The organism is Halomarina litorea, assembly GCF_024227715.1.
GTDB classification, from domain to species: Archaea; Halobacteriota; Halobacteria; order Halobacteriales; family Haloarculaceae; genus Halomarina; species Halomarina litorea.
Genome location: NZ_CP100448.1, coordinates 258,062 through 273,373, shown reverse-complemented (window position 1 = coordinate 273,373; position 15,312 = coordinate 258,062). Strand labels below are relative to the sequence as shown.

At 68.7% G+C, this 15,312-nt stretch carries 16 protein-coding genes; 8 read left to right on the top strand and 8 right to left on the bottom strand.

The window, feature by feature from the left end; all coding sequences use genetic code 11:
- Positions 1 to 26 precede the first annotated feature (26 nt).
- From NKG96_RS01480 to NKG96_RS01455, 6 genes are all read left to right on the top strand, one after another.
- Positions 27 to 425, top strand: coding sequence for an acyl-CoA thioesterase (locus tag NKG96_RS01480; RefSeq protein ID WP_254536695.1), 399 nt, complete (start codon positions 27 to 29; stop codon positions 423 to 425).
- A 52-nt stretch (positions 426 to 477) separates the two neighbouring features.
- The gene (locus NKG96_RS01475) at positions 478 to 1,980 is read left to right on the top strand and encodes a glutamate-cysteine ligase family protein (RefSeq protein ID WP_254536694.1); all 1,503 of its coding nucleotides are present in this window, start codon (positions 478 to 480) and stop codon (positions 1,978 to 1,980) included.
- Positions 1,981 to 2,151: 171 nt separating this feature from the next.
- The gene (locus tag NKG96_RS01470) at positions 2,152 to 3,339 is read left to right on the top strand and encodes an ABC transporter substrate-binding protein (protein WP_254536693.1); all 1,188 of its coding nucleotides are present in this window, start codon (positions 2,152 to 2,154) and stop codon (positions 3,337 to 3,339) included.
- Between the two features lie 3 nt (positions 3,340 to 3,342).
- Positions 3,343 to 4,158: an FAD-dependent oxidoreductase gene (locus NKG96_RS01465; protein WP_254536692.1), complete on the top strand. Its 816-nt coding sequence runs from the start codon at positions 3,343 to 3,345 to the stop codon at positions 4,156 to 4,158.
- 73 nt (positions 4,159 to 4,231) lie between these two features.
- Complete coding sequence (locus NKG96_RS01460) at positions 4,232 to 5,401, top strand: FecCD family ABC transporter permease (RefSeq protein WP_438267425.1); 1,170 nt, start codon at positions 4,232 to 4,234, stop codon at positions 5,399 to 5,401.
- Positions 5,401 to 6,300, top strand: coding sequence for an ABC transporter ATP-binding protein (locus NKG96_RS01455; RefSeq protein WP_254536690.1), 900 nt, complete (start codon positions 5,401 to 5,403; stop codon positions 6,298 to 6,300). The genes NKG96_RS01460 and NKG96_RS01455 overlap by 1 nt, the downstream gene beginning before the upstream one ends.
- A 24-nt stretch (positions 6,301 to 6,324) precedes the next feature.
- Here NKG96_RS01455 and NKG96_RS01450 read toward each other — a convergent pair whose 3' ends face one another.
- The 6 genes from NKG96_RS01450 to NKG96_RS01425 all read right to left on the bottom strand — a co-directional run bounded on the left by NKG96_RS01450 (position 6,325) and on the right by NKG96_RS01425 (position 10,994).
- Entirely contained in the window at positions 6,325 to 6,780 is a 456-nt protein-coding gene (locus NKG96_RS01450; RefSeq protein ID WP_254536689.1) for a TIGR00725 family protein, read from the bottom strand.
- Between the two features lie 78 nt (positions 6,781 to 6,858).
- Positions 6,859 to 7,599, bottom strand: coding sequence for a 3-oxoacyl-ACP reductase FabG (fabG, locus tag NKG96_RS01445; protein WP_254538169.1), 741 nt, complete (start codon positions 7,597 to 7,599; stop codon positions 6,859 to 6,861).
- 111 nt (positions 7,600 to 7,710) lie between these two features.
- Positions 7,711 to 9,444 (bottom strand): class III poly(R)-hydroxyalkanoic acid synthase subunit PhaC, encoded by a 1,734-nt coding sequence (gene phaC / locus NKG96_RS01440; RefSeq protein WP_254536688.1) that lies wholly within the window; start codon positions 9,442 to 9,444, stop codon positions 7,711 to 7,713.
- A gap of 1 nt (position 9,445) precedes the next feature.
- The gene (locus tag NKG96_RS01435) at positions 9,446 to 10,009 is read right to left on the bottom strand and encodes a poly(R)-hydroxyalkanoic acid synthase subunit PhaE (RefSeq protein WP_254536687.1); all 564 of its coding nucleotides are present in this window, start codon (positions 10,007 to 10,009) and stop codon (positions 9,446 to 9,448) included.
- Positions 10,010 to 10,045: 36 nt separating this feature from the next.
- The gene (locus tag NKG96_RS01430) at positions 10,046 to 10,699 is read right to left on the bottom strand and encodes a hypothetical protein (RefSeq protein ID WP_254536686.1); all 654 of its coding nucleotides are present in this window, start codon (positions 10,697 to 10,699) and stop codon (positions 10,046 to 10,048) included.
- Positions 10,692 to 10,994 carry an AbrB/MazE/SpoVT family DNA-binding domain-containing protein gene (locus tag NKG96_RS01425; protein WP_254536685.1) on the bottom strand — a complete coding sequence of 101 codons (303 nt, stop codon included), beginning with the start codon at positions 10,992 to 10,994 and terminating at the stop codon, positions 10,692 to 10,694. The genes NKG96_RS01430 and NKG96_RS01425 overlap by 8 nt, the downstream gene beginning before the upstream one ends.
- Before the next feature lie 207 nt (positions 10,995 to 11,201).
- Here NKG96_RS01425 and NKG96_RS01420 point away from each other — a divergent pair, with 207 nt between their 5' ends.
- The gene (locus NKG96_RS01420) at positions 11,202 to 11,798 is read left to right on the top strand and encodes a MaoC family dehydratase (RefSeq protein WP_254536684.1); all 597 of its coding nucleotides are present in this window, start codon (positions 11,202 to 11,204) and stop codon (positions 11,796 to 11,798) included.
- Between the two features lie 81 nt (positions 11,799 to 11,879).
- Here the strand turns inward: NKG96_RS01420 and cgi121 are convergent, their stop codons facing one another.
- Both cgi121 and NKG96_RS01410 read right to left on the bottom strand, forming a co-directional pair.
- Complete coding sequence (gene cgi121, locus NKG96_RS01415) at positions 11,880 to 12,425, bottom strand: KEOPS complex subunit Cgi121 (protein ID WP_254536683.1); 546 nt, start codon at positions 12,423 to 12,425, stop codon at positions 11,880 to 11,882.
- The gene (locus NKG96_RS01410) at positions 12,425 to 14,671 is read right to left on the bottom strand and encodes an ATP-dependent DNA helicase (protein WP_254536682.1); all 2,247 of its coding nucleotides are present in this window, start codon (positions 14,669 to 14,671) and stop codon (positions 12,425 to 12,427) included. Before NKG96_RS01410 ends, cgi121 begins: the two co-directional genes overlap by 1 nt.
- 97 nt (positions 14,672 to 14,768) lie before the next feature.
- Here NKG96_RS01410 and NKG96_RS01405 point away from each other — a divergent pair, with 97 nt between their 5' ends.
- A complete protein-coding gene (locus tag NKG96_RS01405; protein ID WP_254536681.1) occupies positions 14,769 to 15,281 on the top strand; it encodes a hypothetical protein in 513 nt (170 codons plus the stop codon).
- Positions 15,282 to 15,312 lie beyond the last annotated feature (31 nt).

Sequence of the window (15,312 nt, the reverse complement as noted above, 5' to 3'; positions counted from 1 at the left end):
AACACGGTCGGGTGTCTCCCTCCGCCGTGACCCGGACGTACACCCACGACGTGGAGGTGCAGTTCCGCGACCTCGACACGCGACGACACGTCAACCACGTCGTCTACGCCTCGTACTTCGAACAGGCCAAGGGGCGGTTCTACCACGACGTCCTCGGCGTGTCGCTCGTGGACGCCCCCACGGTGGTGCGGACGCTCGAAGTCGACTACCGCGCGCCGGTCGAGGCCGACCGGACCGCCCGCGTCGAACTCGGGCCCGTCACCGTCGGCGGGTCGAGCATCACCATCGAGTACGAACTGCGCGTCGAGGGGACCGTCGCCGCCACCGGTCGGACCGTGTCGGTCTACCTCGGGGAGGACGGCCGCCCCGAGAGCGTGCCCGACGACTGGCGCGAGCGACTGGCCCCGTACGCCGTCCCCGAATGACCGGGACCCCCCGACCCCCGGTCTTGAAAACCTCTCCCGGCGTGGGGGTCGTATGACCGCCTCAGACCTCGCCTCACGGGTGGCGGAGGTGCTCTCGGTGGACCAGTCGGAGTTCCGTGCACGCGCCGCCCGCGAAGCCGAGGAGCTGAAACGGGAGGTGCAGGCGGGCACCTTCGACAACCCGCAGGGCATCGTCGGACTGGAGTACGAGTTCTACGGCGTCGACAGCGAGACGGACGCCCTGAAGCGCGTCCCCCGCCGACTGCTGGAGTTCATCGGCTTCGAGAAGGAACTCGGCTTGCACAACGCCGAGATGCAGACGACGCCCCAACCGCTCTCCTCGTACGGCCTCGCGGCGCAAGAGGCGGAGGTACGCGCCCGCCTCGACGCCGCCCTCGGCGAGACGCTCTCGCACGGCATCCGCCTCGTCAGCGACGGCATCTGGACGGTCCCGCCCGTCGGCGAGACGGCCGGCGACTACCTCACCGACAGCGTCGTCGACAACGGGGTGCGCATCGCGACGAACATGTCCGACGCGGTGCGCTACCACGCGATGGCGAACGTGGGCGACGGCATCCGCATGGAACTCGACGTGCCCCACGTCTCCCTGTCGGGCGACACCGTGATGCCCGAGAGCCTCATCACGTCCATCCAGCCCCACTATCAGGTGTCGCACGCGGCTGACCTGCCCGTCTACTTCCGATACGCCCTGCGGGTCGCCGGTCCCCTCCTCGCGCTCGGCGTCAACTCCCCGTTCTTCCCCCCGGACCTCTACGACGCCGACCCGGAGACGGTGCTGGACGAGTGCTGGATGGAGAACCGCGTCGGCGTCTTCGAGTCGTTCCTCAACACGGGCGACGAACCGAAGGTCCGCTTCCCGCGGGACTTCGACAGCGTGGAGGACGCCATCGACGACGTCGTCGCCGACCACACCGTCGTCCCCATGCTCACCGAGGCGGGCGGGCGCTACGACGACCGGTTCGTCCACTTCCGGCACAAACACGGGTCGTACTGGCGGTGGGTCCGCCCCGTCTTCGACGGCCCCACCCGCTCGGCGGCGAACGCCCGCATCGAGTTCCGTCCCCTCCCCGGCCAACCCACCGTCCGCGACACCGTCGCCCTGCAGGCGACGTACGCGGGTCTGCTGGAGAGCCTTCCCCGCCGCGAGCACCCCGTCTCCGCCCTCGACTGGGCCGACGCCCGCGACAACTTCTACGCCGCCGTCGAGGACGGTCTGGGGGCGGAGTTCACGTGGATGACGAAGAACGGCGACGAGACGACCGACACCGACGTCGTCTTCGACGAACTGCTGGAGTACGCCCGCGACGGTCTCTCGCTGCGGGGCCTCTCGGACGCCGAGATCGACCAGTACCTCGACCCGCTGGCGACACGCGTCGAGACGGGCACCACGCCCGCGCGCTGGAAACACGAGCGCGTCCGTGAGGCGGTCGAGTCGGGGACGCCCTTCGCGGAGGCGGTCTGGGGGATGCAAGCCGAGTACATCGACCGGCAGGAGGAGACGCTCATCGAGGGGTCGTTCGCCGACTGGCTCTGAGCGCGTCTCGCCGTCATCTCTCCCCGTTCCGGCCGACCCGTCGCCCCCGTACGGACGCCGACCTGACCGACCGGGAGACGGTTCGTGAGGTCGTCACCCGCCCGCCCCAACGGGATTTAGGCCTGCCGAAAAATCGGTGGCTTTACCACGAATTAGGTTGGCCTAAAACGTATGCGAGACACCGAGACGACGCGACGGCGACTCCTCCTGAGTGGCGGTGCGGCCGCGAGCGCACTGCTCGCCGGCTGTGCGGGCGGTTCGGGGCCGAGTGGTTCGAACGACTCGAACGGCTCCGACGGGAACGAGACGACCGACGCTGGGTCGAACGCGACGGGTGGAGACGCCGAAAGTGGGTACTCCGTCACGATGAAACCCGTCGGCACCGTCGAGTTCGACGCCGTCCCCGAACGGGTCGCCCACTACTTCCCGGGCTACGCCGATATGGCGGTGGCGCTCGGTCACGGCGCCAGCATCACGTCCGTCGGCGTCCCCTCCCGGTACCACACCGGCTACTACGAGCAACTCGACGGCGTGAGCGTGGACAAATCGGGGATGACCGCCCTCGTCGGCGACGGCGGTATCGACAAGGAACTGTTCTACGAACTCGACAGCGACCTCCACCTCATCGACCCGCGGTGGCTGGTGAACAACTCCTTCTTCGCGCTGGAGGAGAGCGACGTCGAGGAACTCTCCTCGTCCGTCGCGCCCTTCCTCGGCAACACCATCTTCCGGCGAACCGACGAGTGGCACGACTACCCGTACTACACGATGTACGAGGCCTTCGAGAAGGTCGCCGAAGTGTACCAGGAACGCGAGCGCTACGAGGCGTTCGCCGAGTTCCACGACGCGTTCATCGACGATGTGCAGTCGAACCTGCCGCCCGAGTCCGAGCGCCCGGCCGCACTGCTCTGTTTCGGGTCGGGCGACCAGCCAGAGCAGTTCTCGCCGTACCGCCTGAGCGACGAGGGGACGAACAAGAAGCAGTTCCACGACCTCGGGATACAGGACGCCCTCGCGGAGACGGACATCGAGGGCCTCTCGACGAGCGAACGCGGGCAGATAGACTACGAGACGATGCTGGAGGTCGACCCCGAGTCCATCCTCGTGCGGGGCCACGAAGGCAAGACCCGCGAGGAGTTCCAGAACACCGTGGTGGCGTTCATGGAAGAGCACCCCGTCGCGAGCGACCTCACCGCCGTGAAGGAGGGTCGGGTGTTCCGCGGCGGTCCCATCTACGAGGGGCCCATCCAGAATCTCTTCCTCACGGAACGCTTCGCGAAGCTGTACTTCCCCGACGCCGTCGGCGACGGCGACCTGTTCGACCGGGCCGAACTCGCGGGCATCGTGACCGGAAACTGAACCGTGCCGACCGACGCCACCGCCGACCGGGACGACCCGACGGGTATCGAGAAGCGAGACGTGGTCGTCGTCGGCGGTGGTGCGGCCGGCCTCGCGGCGGCGCTGTTCTGTGCGCGCTACGGCCTCGACACGCTGGTGTTCGACCGCGGTCCCTCGGCGATTCGCCGCGCCTACCTCGTCGAGAACTACCTCGGCCTCCCCGCCGTCACGCCCGAGGAGTTCCTCGCAATCGGGCGTGAACAGGTCACGGACGCCGGCGCGAGCGTCGTCGAGGACTGCGTCGAGGAGGTCGTCCGGGACGGGAGCGAGGGCCTCCGTGTCGAGACGGCCGACGGTCGGGCCGTCTCCGCCGGGTCCATCGTCGCCGCCTCCGCCTACGACGACGAGTACCTCCCCGAGGGCGTCGACCCGACCGGGGCGGACGAGGAGGGCCGCATCGACCGCGGCCTGTACGCCGCCGGGTGGCTCACCGGGGGGCCACACCAGGTCCTCGCGTGTGCGGGCCACGGCACCCGGGTCGGGAAGGCCGTCGTGGCCGACCGGCGGCGGGCCGACGGCTGGTGGGACGCCGTCGCCGACTACTGGGACTGGTCGGTCCCCGAGGGCCGCTACGACACCGACGAGTGGCACGAGGAGGTCGACGCGTGGCTGGCGGACACCCGGCCCGAGAACGTCTCGGACGAACACTTCGAGGAGGTCCGTGAGGCGGTGAAGCGCGAGCGCCTCGACTTCCAGACGACCGACGGGGAACGCGACGACCGGGTCGCGGCGGGCAGAGCGACGCTCCGCGACCACCTCCGGTGGCCCGATGGCCGGTAGTCCCGCGGCGTGGGGCCGACCGCTCCCCCCGCGTCGACTCCGAAACCTCTTTCACCGATTTAGGTGTACCTAAATCAACTCGACCATGGCGACCGACACCTCTTCCCCGACCCGCGGCGAGCGACTCGACTGGGTGGACGGGCCGCTCGTCTCGCTCTGTCTCGGGAGCGTCCTCGTCGTCCTCGCCAGCCTCCTCGTGCAGGTGAGCTTCGGCACCTACTCGATGAGCATCCCCGAGGCGTGGGCGGCCATCGCCGACCCCCTCGTCTGGACCAACCCGCAGGTGCTCCTCACGTTCCTCCTCGGCGAAGGGCTGATGGAGGCGGTGCTCGGCACGCTGGGCGTCTCGACGACGGAGGTCGAACTCTCGACGGCGACGAACGTCGTCTGGAACATCCGCCTGCCGCGCGTGTTCGTCGCCGTCCTCGTCGGTGCCGCCCTCGCCATCTCGGGGGCCATCTTCCAGGCGGTGACGCGCAACGAACTGGCGAGCCCGTTCATCCTCGGCGTCTCCTCGGGGGCGGGGCTGGCCGTCCTCCTCACGCTCGTCGTCTTCTCCGGTCTCAGCTCCCTGCTCCCGCTGTTCGCGGCGCTCGGCGGGGCGCTCGCGTTCGCGCTCGTCTACCTCATCGCGTGGAAGGGCGGGACGAGTCCCGTCCGCCTCGTCCTCGCGGGTGTCGTCGTCTCTACCGTCTTCCAGTCGCTCCAGACGGCGCTGTTCACGTTCGCGGGCGACATCGGCGTCGTCCAGCAGGCGCTGGCGTGGACGACGGGGTCGCTCACCGGCGTCGCGTGGCCCGAGGTGCGGACGGCCCTGCCGTGGACGCTCCTCGCCGTCGTCCTCGCACTGGCCCTCTCGCGGCAGTTGAACGTCCTCCTGCTGGGCGAACGCACCGCGAGTTCACTCGGGATGCCCGTCGAACGGACGCGCTTTCTCCTCTCGGGCGTCGCCATCGTCGCCGCCTCGGCGAGCATCGCCGTCGCGGGCATCGTCAGCTTCGTCGGCCTCGTCGTCCCGCACGTCGTCCGCACCGTCGTTGGGAGCGACTACCGCCGCCTCGTCGTGGGATGCGTGTTCGCCGGACCCGCCCTGATGGCCGCCGCGGACGTGGGCGCGCGCCTGTTCTTCGAAGTCGTCTTCGGACAGCCACAGCAACTCCACGCCGGCATCGTGACCGGTCTCGTCGGCGGGCCGTACTTCCTCTACCTGATGCGCCGCCAGCAGCAACTGGGTGACCTCTGATGGCGGGACGGAACCCGGACGGGCGGAAGGCGGAACGGACCCCCGAATCGGCGTCGGACACGGTCGCGGATACGGCCGGTGGCGCGGACGACGGGGGAGCCACGCGACGGAGTGCGCTGGTCGGCGCGGACCTCGCCATCGGCTACCCCTCGACGGACGACCCGGTCGTCGAGTGCGACCGCATCGACGTCCCCGCCGAGGAGGTGACGGCGCTCGTCGGCCCGAACGGGTCGGGGAAGTCCACCCTCCTGAAGACGCTCGCCCGCCAACTCGCCCCCGAACGCGGGGAGGTGCTTCTCGACGGCCGGGCGATACAGGAGCGCTCGGGGAAGGAACTCGCCCGCGAACTCGGCCACCTCTCGCAGGAACACGACTCGCCCGGGACGCTCACCGTCGCGGACCTCGTCGCCCACGGCCGGTACCCCCACCGGGGGACCTTCGAGTCGATGAGCGAGGCCGACCACCGGGCGGTGGACCGCGCCATCGACCTCGCGGGCGTCGACCACCTCCGCGATGCGGAACTCGGGCAGTTGAGCGGCGGACAGAAGCAACTCGCGTGGATCGCGATGGTGCTCGCACAGGAGACGGACGTGCTCCTCCTCGACGAACCGACGACGTTCCTCGACCTCCACCACCAGTTGCGGGTGCTGGAGACGCTCCACACGCTGAACGAGGAGGAGGACGTGACCGTCGCCGTCGTCCTCCACGACATCGCGCAGGCCGCCCGGTTCGCCGACAACCTCGTCGCCCTGAAAGACGGGTCGCCGTACGACTGGGGACCGCCCCGGGAGGTGGTCACCGAGGAACTGCTGGCGGACGTCTTCGGGGTGGAGGCGACGGTGCGCTACACGCCCGACCCGGAAGTCGTCCCCCGGTACGCCCTCGACGAGGGGGAGTGAGCGGTTGGGTCGACCACGACCGAGCTACACCCGCCGGAGCACCGACTCCACCGCCTCCTCGGGGTCCCCGCACGCCTCGAACCCGTCGAACGACGAGAGGTCGTGGGTGTCCAGTCCCGCGACGGGCCGCCCGAAGTCGAGGGCGTGGCCCAGTTCCGAGAGCGTGCCCGTCGCGCCGCCGACCGCCACGACGCCCCGGCCGTTCAACACGACGAGGACGTTCCGCGCGTTGCCCATCCCCGTCGCGACGGGGGTCGTGACGTGCTGGTTGGCCGCCCGTGGGTCGCTCCCGGGCAGGATTCCGACCGTCTTCCCCCCCGCCTCCCGCGCCCCGCGACAGGCCGCCGCCATCACCCCGCCGAGGCCGCCACAGACGACGGTGTGCCCGCGCTCAGCGAGTTCCCGACCCACCGCGCGGGCCGCGCGGTAGGTGTCCGTGCCCTCGCTGGCCGTCCCGCTCCCGATGACGCTGACGTGCATGGCGTCGGTCGCCGCGCCGCGAAGAAAAGTCCGCGCGTCGGTTCCGCCGGCTTCCGTCGGCTCAATCGATTCCCGCCGTCACCACTCCATGCCGCCGTTGACGCCGAGGATCTGCCCGGTCATGTAGCTGGACTCCTCGCTAGCGAGAAAGCGGACCATCCCGCTGACGTCGTCGACGGTGGCGAACCGACGGAGGGGAATGCGTTCGATGATCTTCTCCTGGATGCGGTCGGGCACCTCCGCGAGCATGTCCGTCTCGACGAACCCGGGCGCGACGCAGTTGGCGGTCGACCCGGAGCGGGCCATCTCGAGGGCGACGGTCCGGGTGAACCCGAAGAGCCCCGACTTGGTAGTCGCGTAGTTGGCCTGCCCGTAGTTGCCCTGCTGGCCCACCACCGACGAGATGTTGATGAGGCGGCCGTGTTCGGCCTCCTTGATGTCGTCGAACAGGCAGTGCGTGCAGTTGTAGACGCCCCCGAGGTTCACGTCCATCACCCGGTCCCAGTCCTCGCGGGTCATGTTCGCGAACGTCTTGTCGATGGTGATGCCCGCGTTGTTCACGAGGACGTCCGGCGACCCGAACGCCCGGCGGACCTGCTCGCACATCCCCTCGACCTCCTCGCGGTCGGCCACGTCGCTCTGTGCGGCGATGGCTCGCCCGCCCGCGTCCTCGATGCGGTCGACCACCTCGTGGGCCTCGGCCTCCGAGGAGCGGTAGTTCACCGCCACGTCGGCACCGCGACTCCCGAGTTCGATGGCGATGCCTCGCCCGATACCGCGGGACCCGCCAGTGACGACGCACGTCTGTCCGTCGAGCATTCCGCTGCTGTCGCTCATGCTAACGGCGTTCGGGTGTGGTAGTATAGAACTATCCCTGATATATGAGGGGGGTTCTTCGGGGGGTCCCTCGCTCGGCGTCGGTCGCGACGGCTACTCGACCTGGTCGAGCCAGTCGCGGGCGCGGTCCTCGCTGACGTCGGCCGCCTCCGCGACGGTCCCAACGTCGCTGTCGGCGAGGTCCGCGATGGTCTCGATACCGGCCGCCCGCAGGCGGTCGGCGTACGTCGGCCCGATGCCGTCTATCTCTTCGAGGTCCTCGCCCTCGGCGGCCGCGGGCCCCTCGCCCTCCTCGGCCACGTCGGTCTCGGCGTCCGCGTCACCGGCCTCGACGGTCTCCTCGGCTTCGTCGGCGTCCGCCTCGTCGAGGTCCAGTTCCTCTTCGACGTCCTCGTCGAGGTCGACCTCCTCCTCCAGATCGTGTTCGACGTCGGCGTCGTCCGTCACGGTGACGTCGGCGTCGATGTCGGCCGTCGCGTCCGCGTCCTCGTCGTCGACCGTTTCGGCGTCCGCCGACGTCGCGTCGGCCGCCGTCTGGTCGGAGACGGCCTCCTCGACCGCCTCGGCGTCGCGCTCGACGAGTTCGGTCTGGACGCCCTCGTCGTCCTCGACTTCGACCTCGACCTCGTCGGCGTCACCCTCGGTGGGGTCGACGCTGACGTCGACGTCCTCGCCGGTCTCGGCCGCCGCGTCCGCCGCGGCGTCGGCGACCGACGCCTCGTCGGGTCGCGAGCGGTCGTGGAACCACTCGGCGACCTGCGGCCAGACCTCCTTGTGGGAACTCCCCGAGACGGAGAGGCCGATGTGACCGGTCGGGTACTCGATGGTCGTCACGTCGTCCGACCCGACGATGTCGTTGAACGGCTTCGAGGCTCCCGGCGGGATGAGGTGGTCGTACTCGCCGAGAATCTGGAGGACCGGCATGTCAATTTCGCCGACGTCGACCGGCTTCCCGTCGAGTTCCAGTTCGTTCTTGTAGAGCTTGTTGTCCTGGTAGATGTCCTCCAGGAACTGGACGTACGCCTCGCCGGCGACGTCGATGCCCTCGTCCAGCCAGCGCTCCATCCGGGCGAAGTTCTGGACGAAGTCCTCGTCTTCGAGGTTGTCGTAGAGGCGGACGTACTTCGAGACGAAGTTGGCGACGGGGTCCATCAGCGCGAAGCCCACGTCGAGGAACTCCGCGGGCATGTTGCCGTACGTCTCCGTGACGTCCGTGGGGTCGTAGTACTCGTCGTCGCCCCACACTTCGAGGACGCCGCCCGAACGCTCGAAGCAGAGGCCGGCGGCCATCAGGCCGAGGGCCTTGACCTTCTCGGGGTGCTGGGCGGCGTACATCACCGACATGGTCCCGCCCATACAGTAGCCGAGGACGTTGATGGCGTCCTGCCCCGAGCGCTCGCAGACTGCGTCGACGCAGTTGTCCATGTACCGGTTGACGTAGTCGTCGAGCGTGAGGTGCTGGTCGAGCCGCGAGGGCTCGTTCCAGTCGATGAGGTAGACGTCGTGGCCCGCCTCCAGCAGCCGTCGGACCACCGAGCGGTCTGGCTGGAGGTCGAGGATGAACGGCTTGTTGATGAGCGCGTAGACGATGAGGATGGGCACCTCGTTTTGCTCTTCCGTCATCGACTCGTAGTGGAGCAACTCCAGCTTGTTCTCGGTGTAGACGACCTCGCTCGGCGTCTCACCGACCTCGACGGACCGGAGGTCGTCCATGCGCTCCTCGGCCACGTCGGCCTTCTCGAAGCTGGCCGTGGCGGCCTCGATGAGTTCGCGCTGGGTGTTCAACGCGAGCGCGAAGGGGTTCGTGAACGACTCGTCGCTGGCCATCTCACGCCTCCTGGCTCGATTCGGCCATCTCGATGAGCCGGTCGAGCTTGTTCTCGACGCGCTGCTGGCGGCGTTCGAGTTCGACGAGTCGCTCGCCGACCTCGTCCATGTCGTCGCGCGTCGGCAGACCGAACTGTTCGAGGGTGTCCTGGCTGACGTCCTCGGCTTGCTGTTGCATCTCCATCATGGACTCGACGAGGTTGCCCTGCGCCGCGGCGAACGCCGTCGTGCCCATGACCTCCTTGAACGCCTCGTTGGCGCTGCGGAGCCAGATGTCGCGGAACTCGGTGAAGGCGACGTCCTCCCCCTCTGCGGCGTCGGTGACGCGCTCGTACATCTGGTCTGCGGCGTCCATCCAGACGCCGTAGGCCCGCTGGTAGGCCTCGAAGCTCTCGCCCATCGTGTCCTCGTCGGGCATCGAGTCCTCGATGGTCTTCGCCCACGTCTCCATGAACTTCGACTGGGCCTCCATATTCTGCTCGACCGACCGAGCCATCGCGTCGTTCATCTGTTCGACCATCCGCATCCAGTTGTTCTGGATATCCTGGGGAGTGTTGTCGCTCATCGTTTGGGTAAATACGGGAAAGTTAGGTAAAACGCTTTACTCGTCCGAGGACTCGGTGCGCTCTTGCAGGTCCTCGACCTGCTCCTGCATGCGCTCGACCTGCTCCTGGAACTGCTGGAGCTGGTTCTCGAACTGCTCGCGGAACTGCTCGGACTGCTGCTCGAACTGCTTCTGGGCGGCCTCGGCCTGGTTCTCCATCTGGGACTGGAGCTGCTCGTACTGGGTGAGCACGTTCTCCATGGCGTCGACCGTCTGGCCCTCGAAGCTCTCGTGGGCGTCGAGGACGGCCTCGATCTGCTCGTTGAGCGCCTCGAGGTAGGCCTCGCTGAACTCGTCGTAGTTCTCGGCACCGCGCTCCATGCTCTCCTCGGTGGCGTTGAAGGCCTCCTCGTGTGCGTCGAGCAGGGTACGGAACTGCTCGTCGACGGCGCGACGGACCTCGCCGATGCCGCCGGTGGAGCCGGGGATGCTCGACTCGAGGGCGTCGAGGTAGGCGTGGATGGCCTGCTGGCTGAACTTCACGCTGGAGCGCTGGGCGTCCTCCTGCCCGTCGAGGCCGTCGAGCATGGCCTGGCTCATCCGCTGCTGGAACTCCAGCGAGCGCTTGAAGGCCTGCTGGCTCTGCTTGATACCGGTGCGCTGCATCTCGAAGGCGGTGCTGACGGGGCTGGTGTAGGTGTTCTCACTCATTGGAATCACTGCGGTTTCGCTTGATGGGGATGACGACGGTCTGGACGATGTCACCCTCCTCGATGTCGAGCGCTTCGCGCTCGGCGTCGGGGATGGAGATTCGTCCGCCGCTCTGGACCCTGGTCTTGAACATGGCCATCTGGCTCATCGCGCCGAGCTGGGAGGTCATCGTGGACTCGCCGCCCAGGAACTGCCGCACGAACTCCTGTTGACGGTCCACCGCCTCCTCACTCGCCTGCTGGAAGCCACGCGCGAACATCGCGGGCGGCCACATGGGTCCATCGCTCTCGTCCATCGTCTCGTCCCTATCTGGGGGCTTGAACGGTATAAGCCTTGCTCTGATTACCATCTGTTACCATTCGCTACCATCGAATGGTTACATGGCGAAGGAGTTACGTGTGTGGGCGACCCACCGATAGTGAGAGGTACCACGAGAGATGTCGAACGAAACACAACTGTGCCGCGAGTTTATTAGGGAAAACGACGAACGGGCGGTAGCAGGATGAGCTCTAGTCCGTACCCGTCGTTTTTCAACGCGTGGACGCGCACATCGGGGTACTTCCTCGACAGCATGCTCGCCGCCAACCGGGCCGCGGCGGCGGCGTTCGGCGTCCCGATGTCCTCGGAAACCGACGCCGAACCGGTCGAGCGACGAATCGAACCAGACAGCGACCTGGAGGAGTGGGACGTCGAACACGACGTGCGGACGCCGGGGGAACTGACCGTCGGCGACACCCTCCGGTTCACCAAGACCATCTCGGAGGACGACGTCCAGCGATTCGCCAGCGCCAGCGGGGACACGAACCCCATCCACCTCGACGACGAGTACGCCGCCGAGACGCGCTTCGGCGGCCGAATCGCCCACGGTATCCTCGTCTCGGGGCTCATCAGCGCCGCGCTGGCCCGCCTGCCGGGGAACGTCATCTACCTCGCACAGGACGTGGAGTTCCTCAAGCCCGTCCGCATCGGTGACCGCATCACCGCCGACGTGCAGGTCGCCGAGGACTTCGACGACGGGCGCTACCGCCTCGTGACGCGCATCCTCGACGCCGACGAGGAGGTCGTCATCGACGGCGAGGCCGTCGTCCTCATCGACTGACCAGGCACGGACAGGCAGGCGCGCAGCGGACACGCCCGGGCACGCCCTCGCGACACCTCCCGTGGAGAGCCGTTTTCCCGCTCAGCGTTCGACGGTCAACAACGCCACCCGCTCGCAGACCAACTCCTCGAGCGACGCCTCCGTCGCCCCCAGTTCCTCGTCGGTCACGTCGTAGTACGACCGCACCCGGTCCTCGTCGTACGCGCCCAGTGTCTCCCCGGGGGTGAGCAGGTCGGCGACCGCCGCGGCCGCCCCCGCCTCGTCCGCCTCGTCCGCGCCGGCCGCACCGCTCGCCCCGTCCGGTTCGTCCGGTCCCGCCCCGTCGGCGCTGACGACGACTACGACCGACTGGTCGCCGGCCGCCACGCCGAGTTCGAGCGCCTGGTCGATCTGTCGTCGCCCCGCCGCGTAGAGCAGTATCTCGACCGCCCGGTCCCGGGCGACGGTCTCCCCCCGCGCAAACGCCCGGTCTGCGAGTTCGACGGCCCGCCGGAGGTGCGCCTCGCCGACGACGTACCGGGCGTCGAACGCCTGCACCGCACAGCCGTGCTCCGCGCCGACGTCGCCCAGACGGGCGACGAACTCGTCTACCGACGCCACCGAGGTGTATCCCTCGACCACCTCCATCAGAAGTCACCGAGGCTCGCCTGGTCTTCTACCTCGCGTTCCTCGTCGGCCGGGTCCGGGTCGGGCGCGGCGTCCGCGTCGGCCTCCACCCCGTCCATGTCGGGGTCCTCGCGGCCCGCGTTCTCCAGGACCGTCTCGGCGGTCCGCCGCCGCCCCCGCAACGCCCCGAGAACGACCGACTTGTCGGCCTCCCGGAGGTCCGCGCGGTCCTCGATCCCCGCGTCGAACAGGCGACGGGCGCGCTTCCGGCCCACGCCGCGCACGCCCGCGAGGTCCATCAGTTCTTTCTTGACCCCGTGCTGGACGCGCACGCGCGCCTCGCGGACGGCGGGCGCGAGGCCCGTGTCGAGTTCGCCCGCGAGGCGTTCGGCGGCCCCGAGCAACCACTCGGCGGTGTCGACCTTCCCCCGCACGTCGCCGGGGCCGACGCCGTAGCGTTCCGCGATGCGTTCCTCGTCCACCTCACTGGCCCAGTCCTCCAGCATCCGCGCCGTCTTCAGCGCCGAGAGCCAGTCCTCAAAGCGGCCGTCCTCGAACTCGCTCGGCATCGCGCCGAGGAACTCTGCCTCGCGTTCGTAGGCGAGCATCGTGTACTCCTCTCTGTCCCCCGAGCGCAGGTAGAGCTGATACATGTCGGGCGTCCGGCAGACGAGGTGGTAGAGACCCATCGCCGTCGCGTCGGTCGCCCCGCGCATACCGTCGATTATCTCGGCGGCGCTCATCGGGTCGAGGTAGAGGCGCGAGACGGTGTGGCCGAGGCTCGTCGCCTCCAGGGAGTCACCCTCGCCGCGTTCGAGGAACTCGTTGGCGACGAGGTAGGCGACCACGTCGTCGGTCACCCGCTCCAGCCGGCCGGGTTCGTCGGTCTGCGTGGCGTACAGGGTTCGGTCGAGGAAGTCGAGCAACTCGGAGCGAGAGCCGGCGAACCCGCTCGCGACGGTGGCGAGGACGTGCGTCCGTAGGGCGGGTTCGGCGGCGAGTTTCGACCGCACCGCCTCCGGGTCCGCCCAGACGTACCGCTCGAACAGCTCGTCGAGTTCGTCGTGGCCGTTCGCGAGCAACAGGGCCTCCCCGTAGGGGTCGAGGCCGGGGCGGCCCGCCCGTCCGAACATCTGGTGGACTTCGAGCACCGAGAGGGGCTTCATCCCGCCCACGTCGCCCGAGTAGCGCCGCCAGTCCCGGACCACGACGCGCCGCGAGGGGGTGTTGACCCCCGCCGCGAGCGTCGGCGTCGCCGCGATGACCTTCACCAGTCGGTCGCGGAAGGCGTCCTCGACCATCGAGCGGTGTTCGCTGGCGAGGCCCGCGTGGTGGAACGCCGCGCCCTGTTCGACGCACTCGGCGAGGTCCTCGGACGTCTCCGTGTCGCTCACTTCGCGCAACTCGTCGGCGACCGCTTCGAGGCGCTCTTCCTCCTCGTGGGTGAGCGCCTCGCTCGTGACGCCCGCCAGCCGCTTTGCCGCCCCCTCCGCGTTCCGCCGGGAGTTGACGAACACCAGCGTCGACCCGCCCTCGTCGAGGGTGTCGCGGACGATGGCCGCCGTCGGCTTCTCGTTGCCCCGCACCGGGAGTTCGCGCTTCTCGCCGTCGTCGAAGTGGAGCGCCTGCCCGTAGTGGACGCCCGTCCGGAGGTCGATGGGCCGCCAGTCGGAGTCCACGAGGTTGGCGTCCAGCCACTCCGCGATGGCGTCGGCGTTCCCGATGGTCGCCGACAGCGCCACCGTCTGGAGGTTCGGGTTCAATCGTCGGAGTTTGGCGAGGGTCACTTCGAGCGTCGGCCCCCGGTGGGCGTCGTCGACGAGGTGCACCTCGTCGCTCACGACACACGAGAGGTCCTCGATCCACGGCGCGCCGTTTCGCACCAGCGAGTCCACCTTCTCGCTCGTGGCGACGACGATGTCACACGAGGAGAGCCACTCGCCGTCCGACTCGTAGTTGCCCGTCGAGACGCCCACGGAGAGGCCGTAGCGCTCGAACTCCTCGAACTCCTCGCGCTTCTCGCTGGCCAGCGCCCGCAGGGGGACGATGTACAGCGCCGTCCCGCCGCGCTCGATGCTGGAGAGCATCGCCAACTGGGCGATGAGCGTCTTGCCACTCGCCGTGGGGATGGAGGCGACGAGGCTGTCGCCCCGCGTGACCCCCTGCTCGACGGCCTCCGCCTGCGGCGGGTAGAGTTCCTCGATTCCGCCATCCCGGAGGTGGTCCGCCAGCCACGCGGGCACCTCGGGGATGTCTGCGACGTTCATTGGAGAGGGGTTGTGCGTCACCGTTTTTAAACACTCGGCAGTCGCGGCGGAAGTGAAGCGCGGGCAGGTATTTGTCGTGAGGTGGCGTACCCGGGGTATGCCCTCCCCGACGCGAGCGCGAGGTCCCCCTATCGACGCCGAGCGTACGCTCGTTCCCGAGTTTCCCTTCGTGGACGAGGACCCCGACGACGGCCCGTACCCACCACGAGCGGGCTACGACCCCGACACGGGCGTCGTCGAGTTCGCCGCGAAGTACGACCGTGACGGTCCCGTCTTCCATTCGGTCGATGCCAACCGCTGGGTTGCAGGGCAGGCTACGGCTCTCGCCCGCGTCGCGCTGGGCGAAGCCATCGCGGAGCGACTCGGTGACGTGGGCGTCCACGCGGCGAGTTCGAGCCGTGGTACCGTCCACGTCGTCTACCGAATCGTCTACGAGGACGCGGACGAAGACGTCGTCCGGAGTGCCCCGACGATTCCGCACGACAGAGCCGTCGAAGTGCTCCCGTCATCGGTGAACACCGTCCTTCGCCTCGGTGAGGAGACGTACACCCACTCGTTCCCTATCACCGTCGGATACCGCGAGGAAGTCTACGGCGAGGGGTGGCAGTGACCGAGCGGCACGCCTTTAGGCACCTCCGCCG

What these genes read in the sequence shown, in the direction of transcription:
- NKG96_RS01475 (WP_254536694.1), top strand. Translation starts at nt 478, where the DNA reads ATGACCGCCTCAGACCTCGCCTCACGGGTGGCGGAGGTGCTCTCGGTG.
- NKG96_RS01470 (WP_254536693.1), top strand. Translation starts at nt 2,152, where the DNA reads ATGCGAGACACCGAGACGACGCGACGGCGACTCCTCCTGAGTGGCGGT.
- NKG96_RS01455 (WP_254536690.1), top strand. Translation starts at nt 5,401, where the DNA reads ATGGCGGGACGGAACCCGGACGGGCGGAAGGCGGAACGGACCCCCGAA.
- NKG96_RS01450 (WP_254536689.1), bottom strand. Translation starts at nt 6,780, where the DNA reads ATGCACGTCAGCGTCATCGGGAGCGGGACGGCCAGCGAGGGCACGGAC.
- fabG (WP_254538169.1), bottom strand. Translation starts at nt 7,599, where the DNA reads ATGCTCGACGGACAGACGTGCGTCGTCACTGGCGGGTCCCGCGGTATC.
- phaC (WP_254536688.1), bottom strand. Translation starts at nt 9,444, where the DNA reads ATGGCCAGCGACGAGTCGTTCACGAACCCCTTCGCGCTCGCGTTGAAC.
- NKG96_RS01435 (WP_254536687.1), bottom strand. Translation starts at nt 10,009, where the DNA reads ATGAGCGACAACACTCCCCAGGATATCCAGAACAACTGGATGCGGATG.
- NKG96_RS01430 (WP_254536686.1), bottom strand. Translation starts at nt 10,699, where the DNA reads ATGAGTGAGAACACCTACACCAGCCCCGTCAGCACCGCCTTCGAGATG.
- NKG96_RS01425 (WP_254536685.1), bottom strand. Translation starts at nt 10,994, where the DNA reads ATGGACGAGAGCGATGGACCCATGTGGCCGCCCGCGATGTTCGCGCGT.
- NKG96_RS01420 (WP_254536684.1), top strand. Translation starts at nt 11,202, where the DNA reads ATGAGCTCTAGTCCGTACCCGTCGTTTTTCAACGCGTGGACGCGCACA.
- cgi121 (WP_254536683.1), bottom strand. Translation starts at nt 12,425, where the DNA reads ATGGAGGTGGTCGAGGGATACACCTCGGTGGCGTCGGTAGACGAGTTC.
- NKG96_RS01410 (WP_254536682.1), bottom strand. Translation starts at nt 14,671, where the DNA reads ATGAACGTCGCAGACATCCCCGAGGTGCCCGCGTGGCTGGCGGACCAC.
- NKG96_RS01405 (WP_254536681.1), top strand. Translation starts at nt 14,769, where the DNA reads ATGCCCTCCCCGACGCGAGCGCGAGGTCCCCCTATCGACGCCGAGCGT.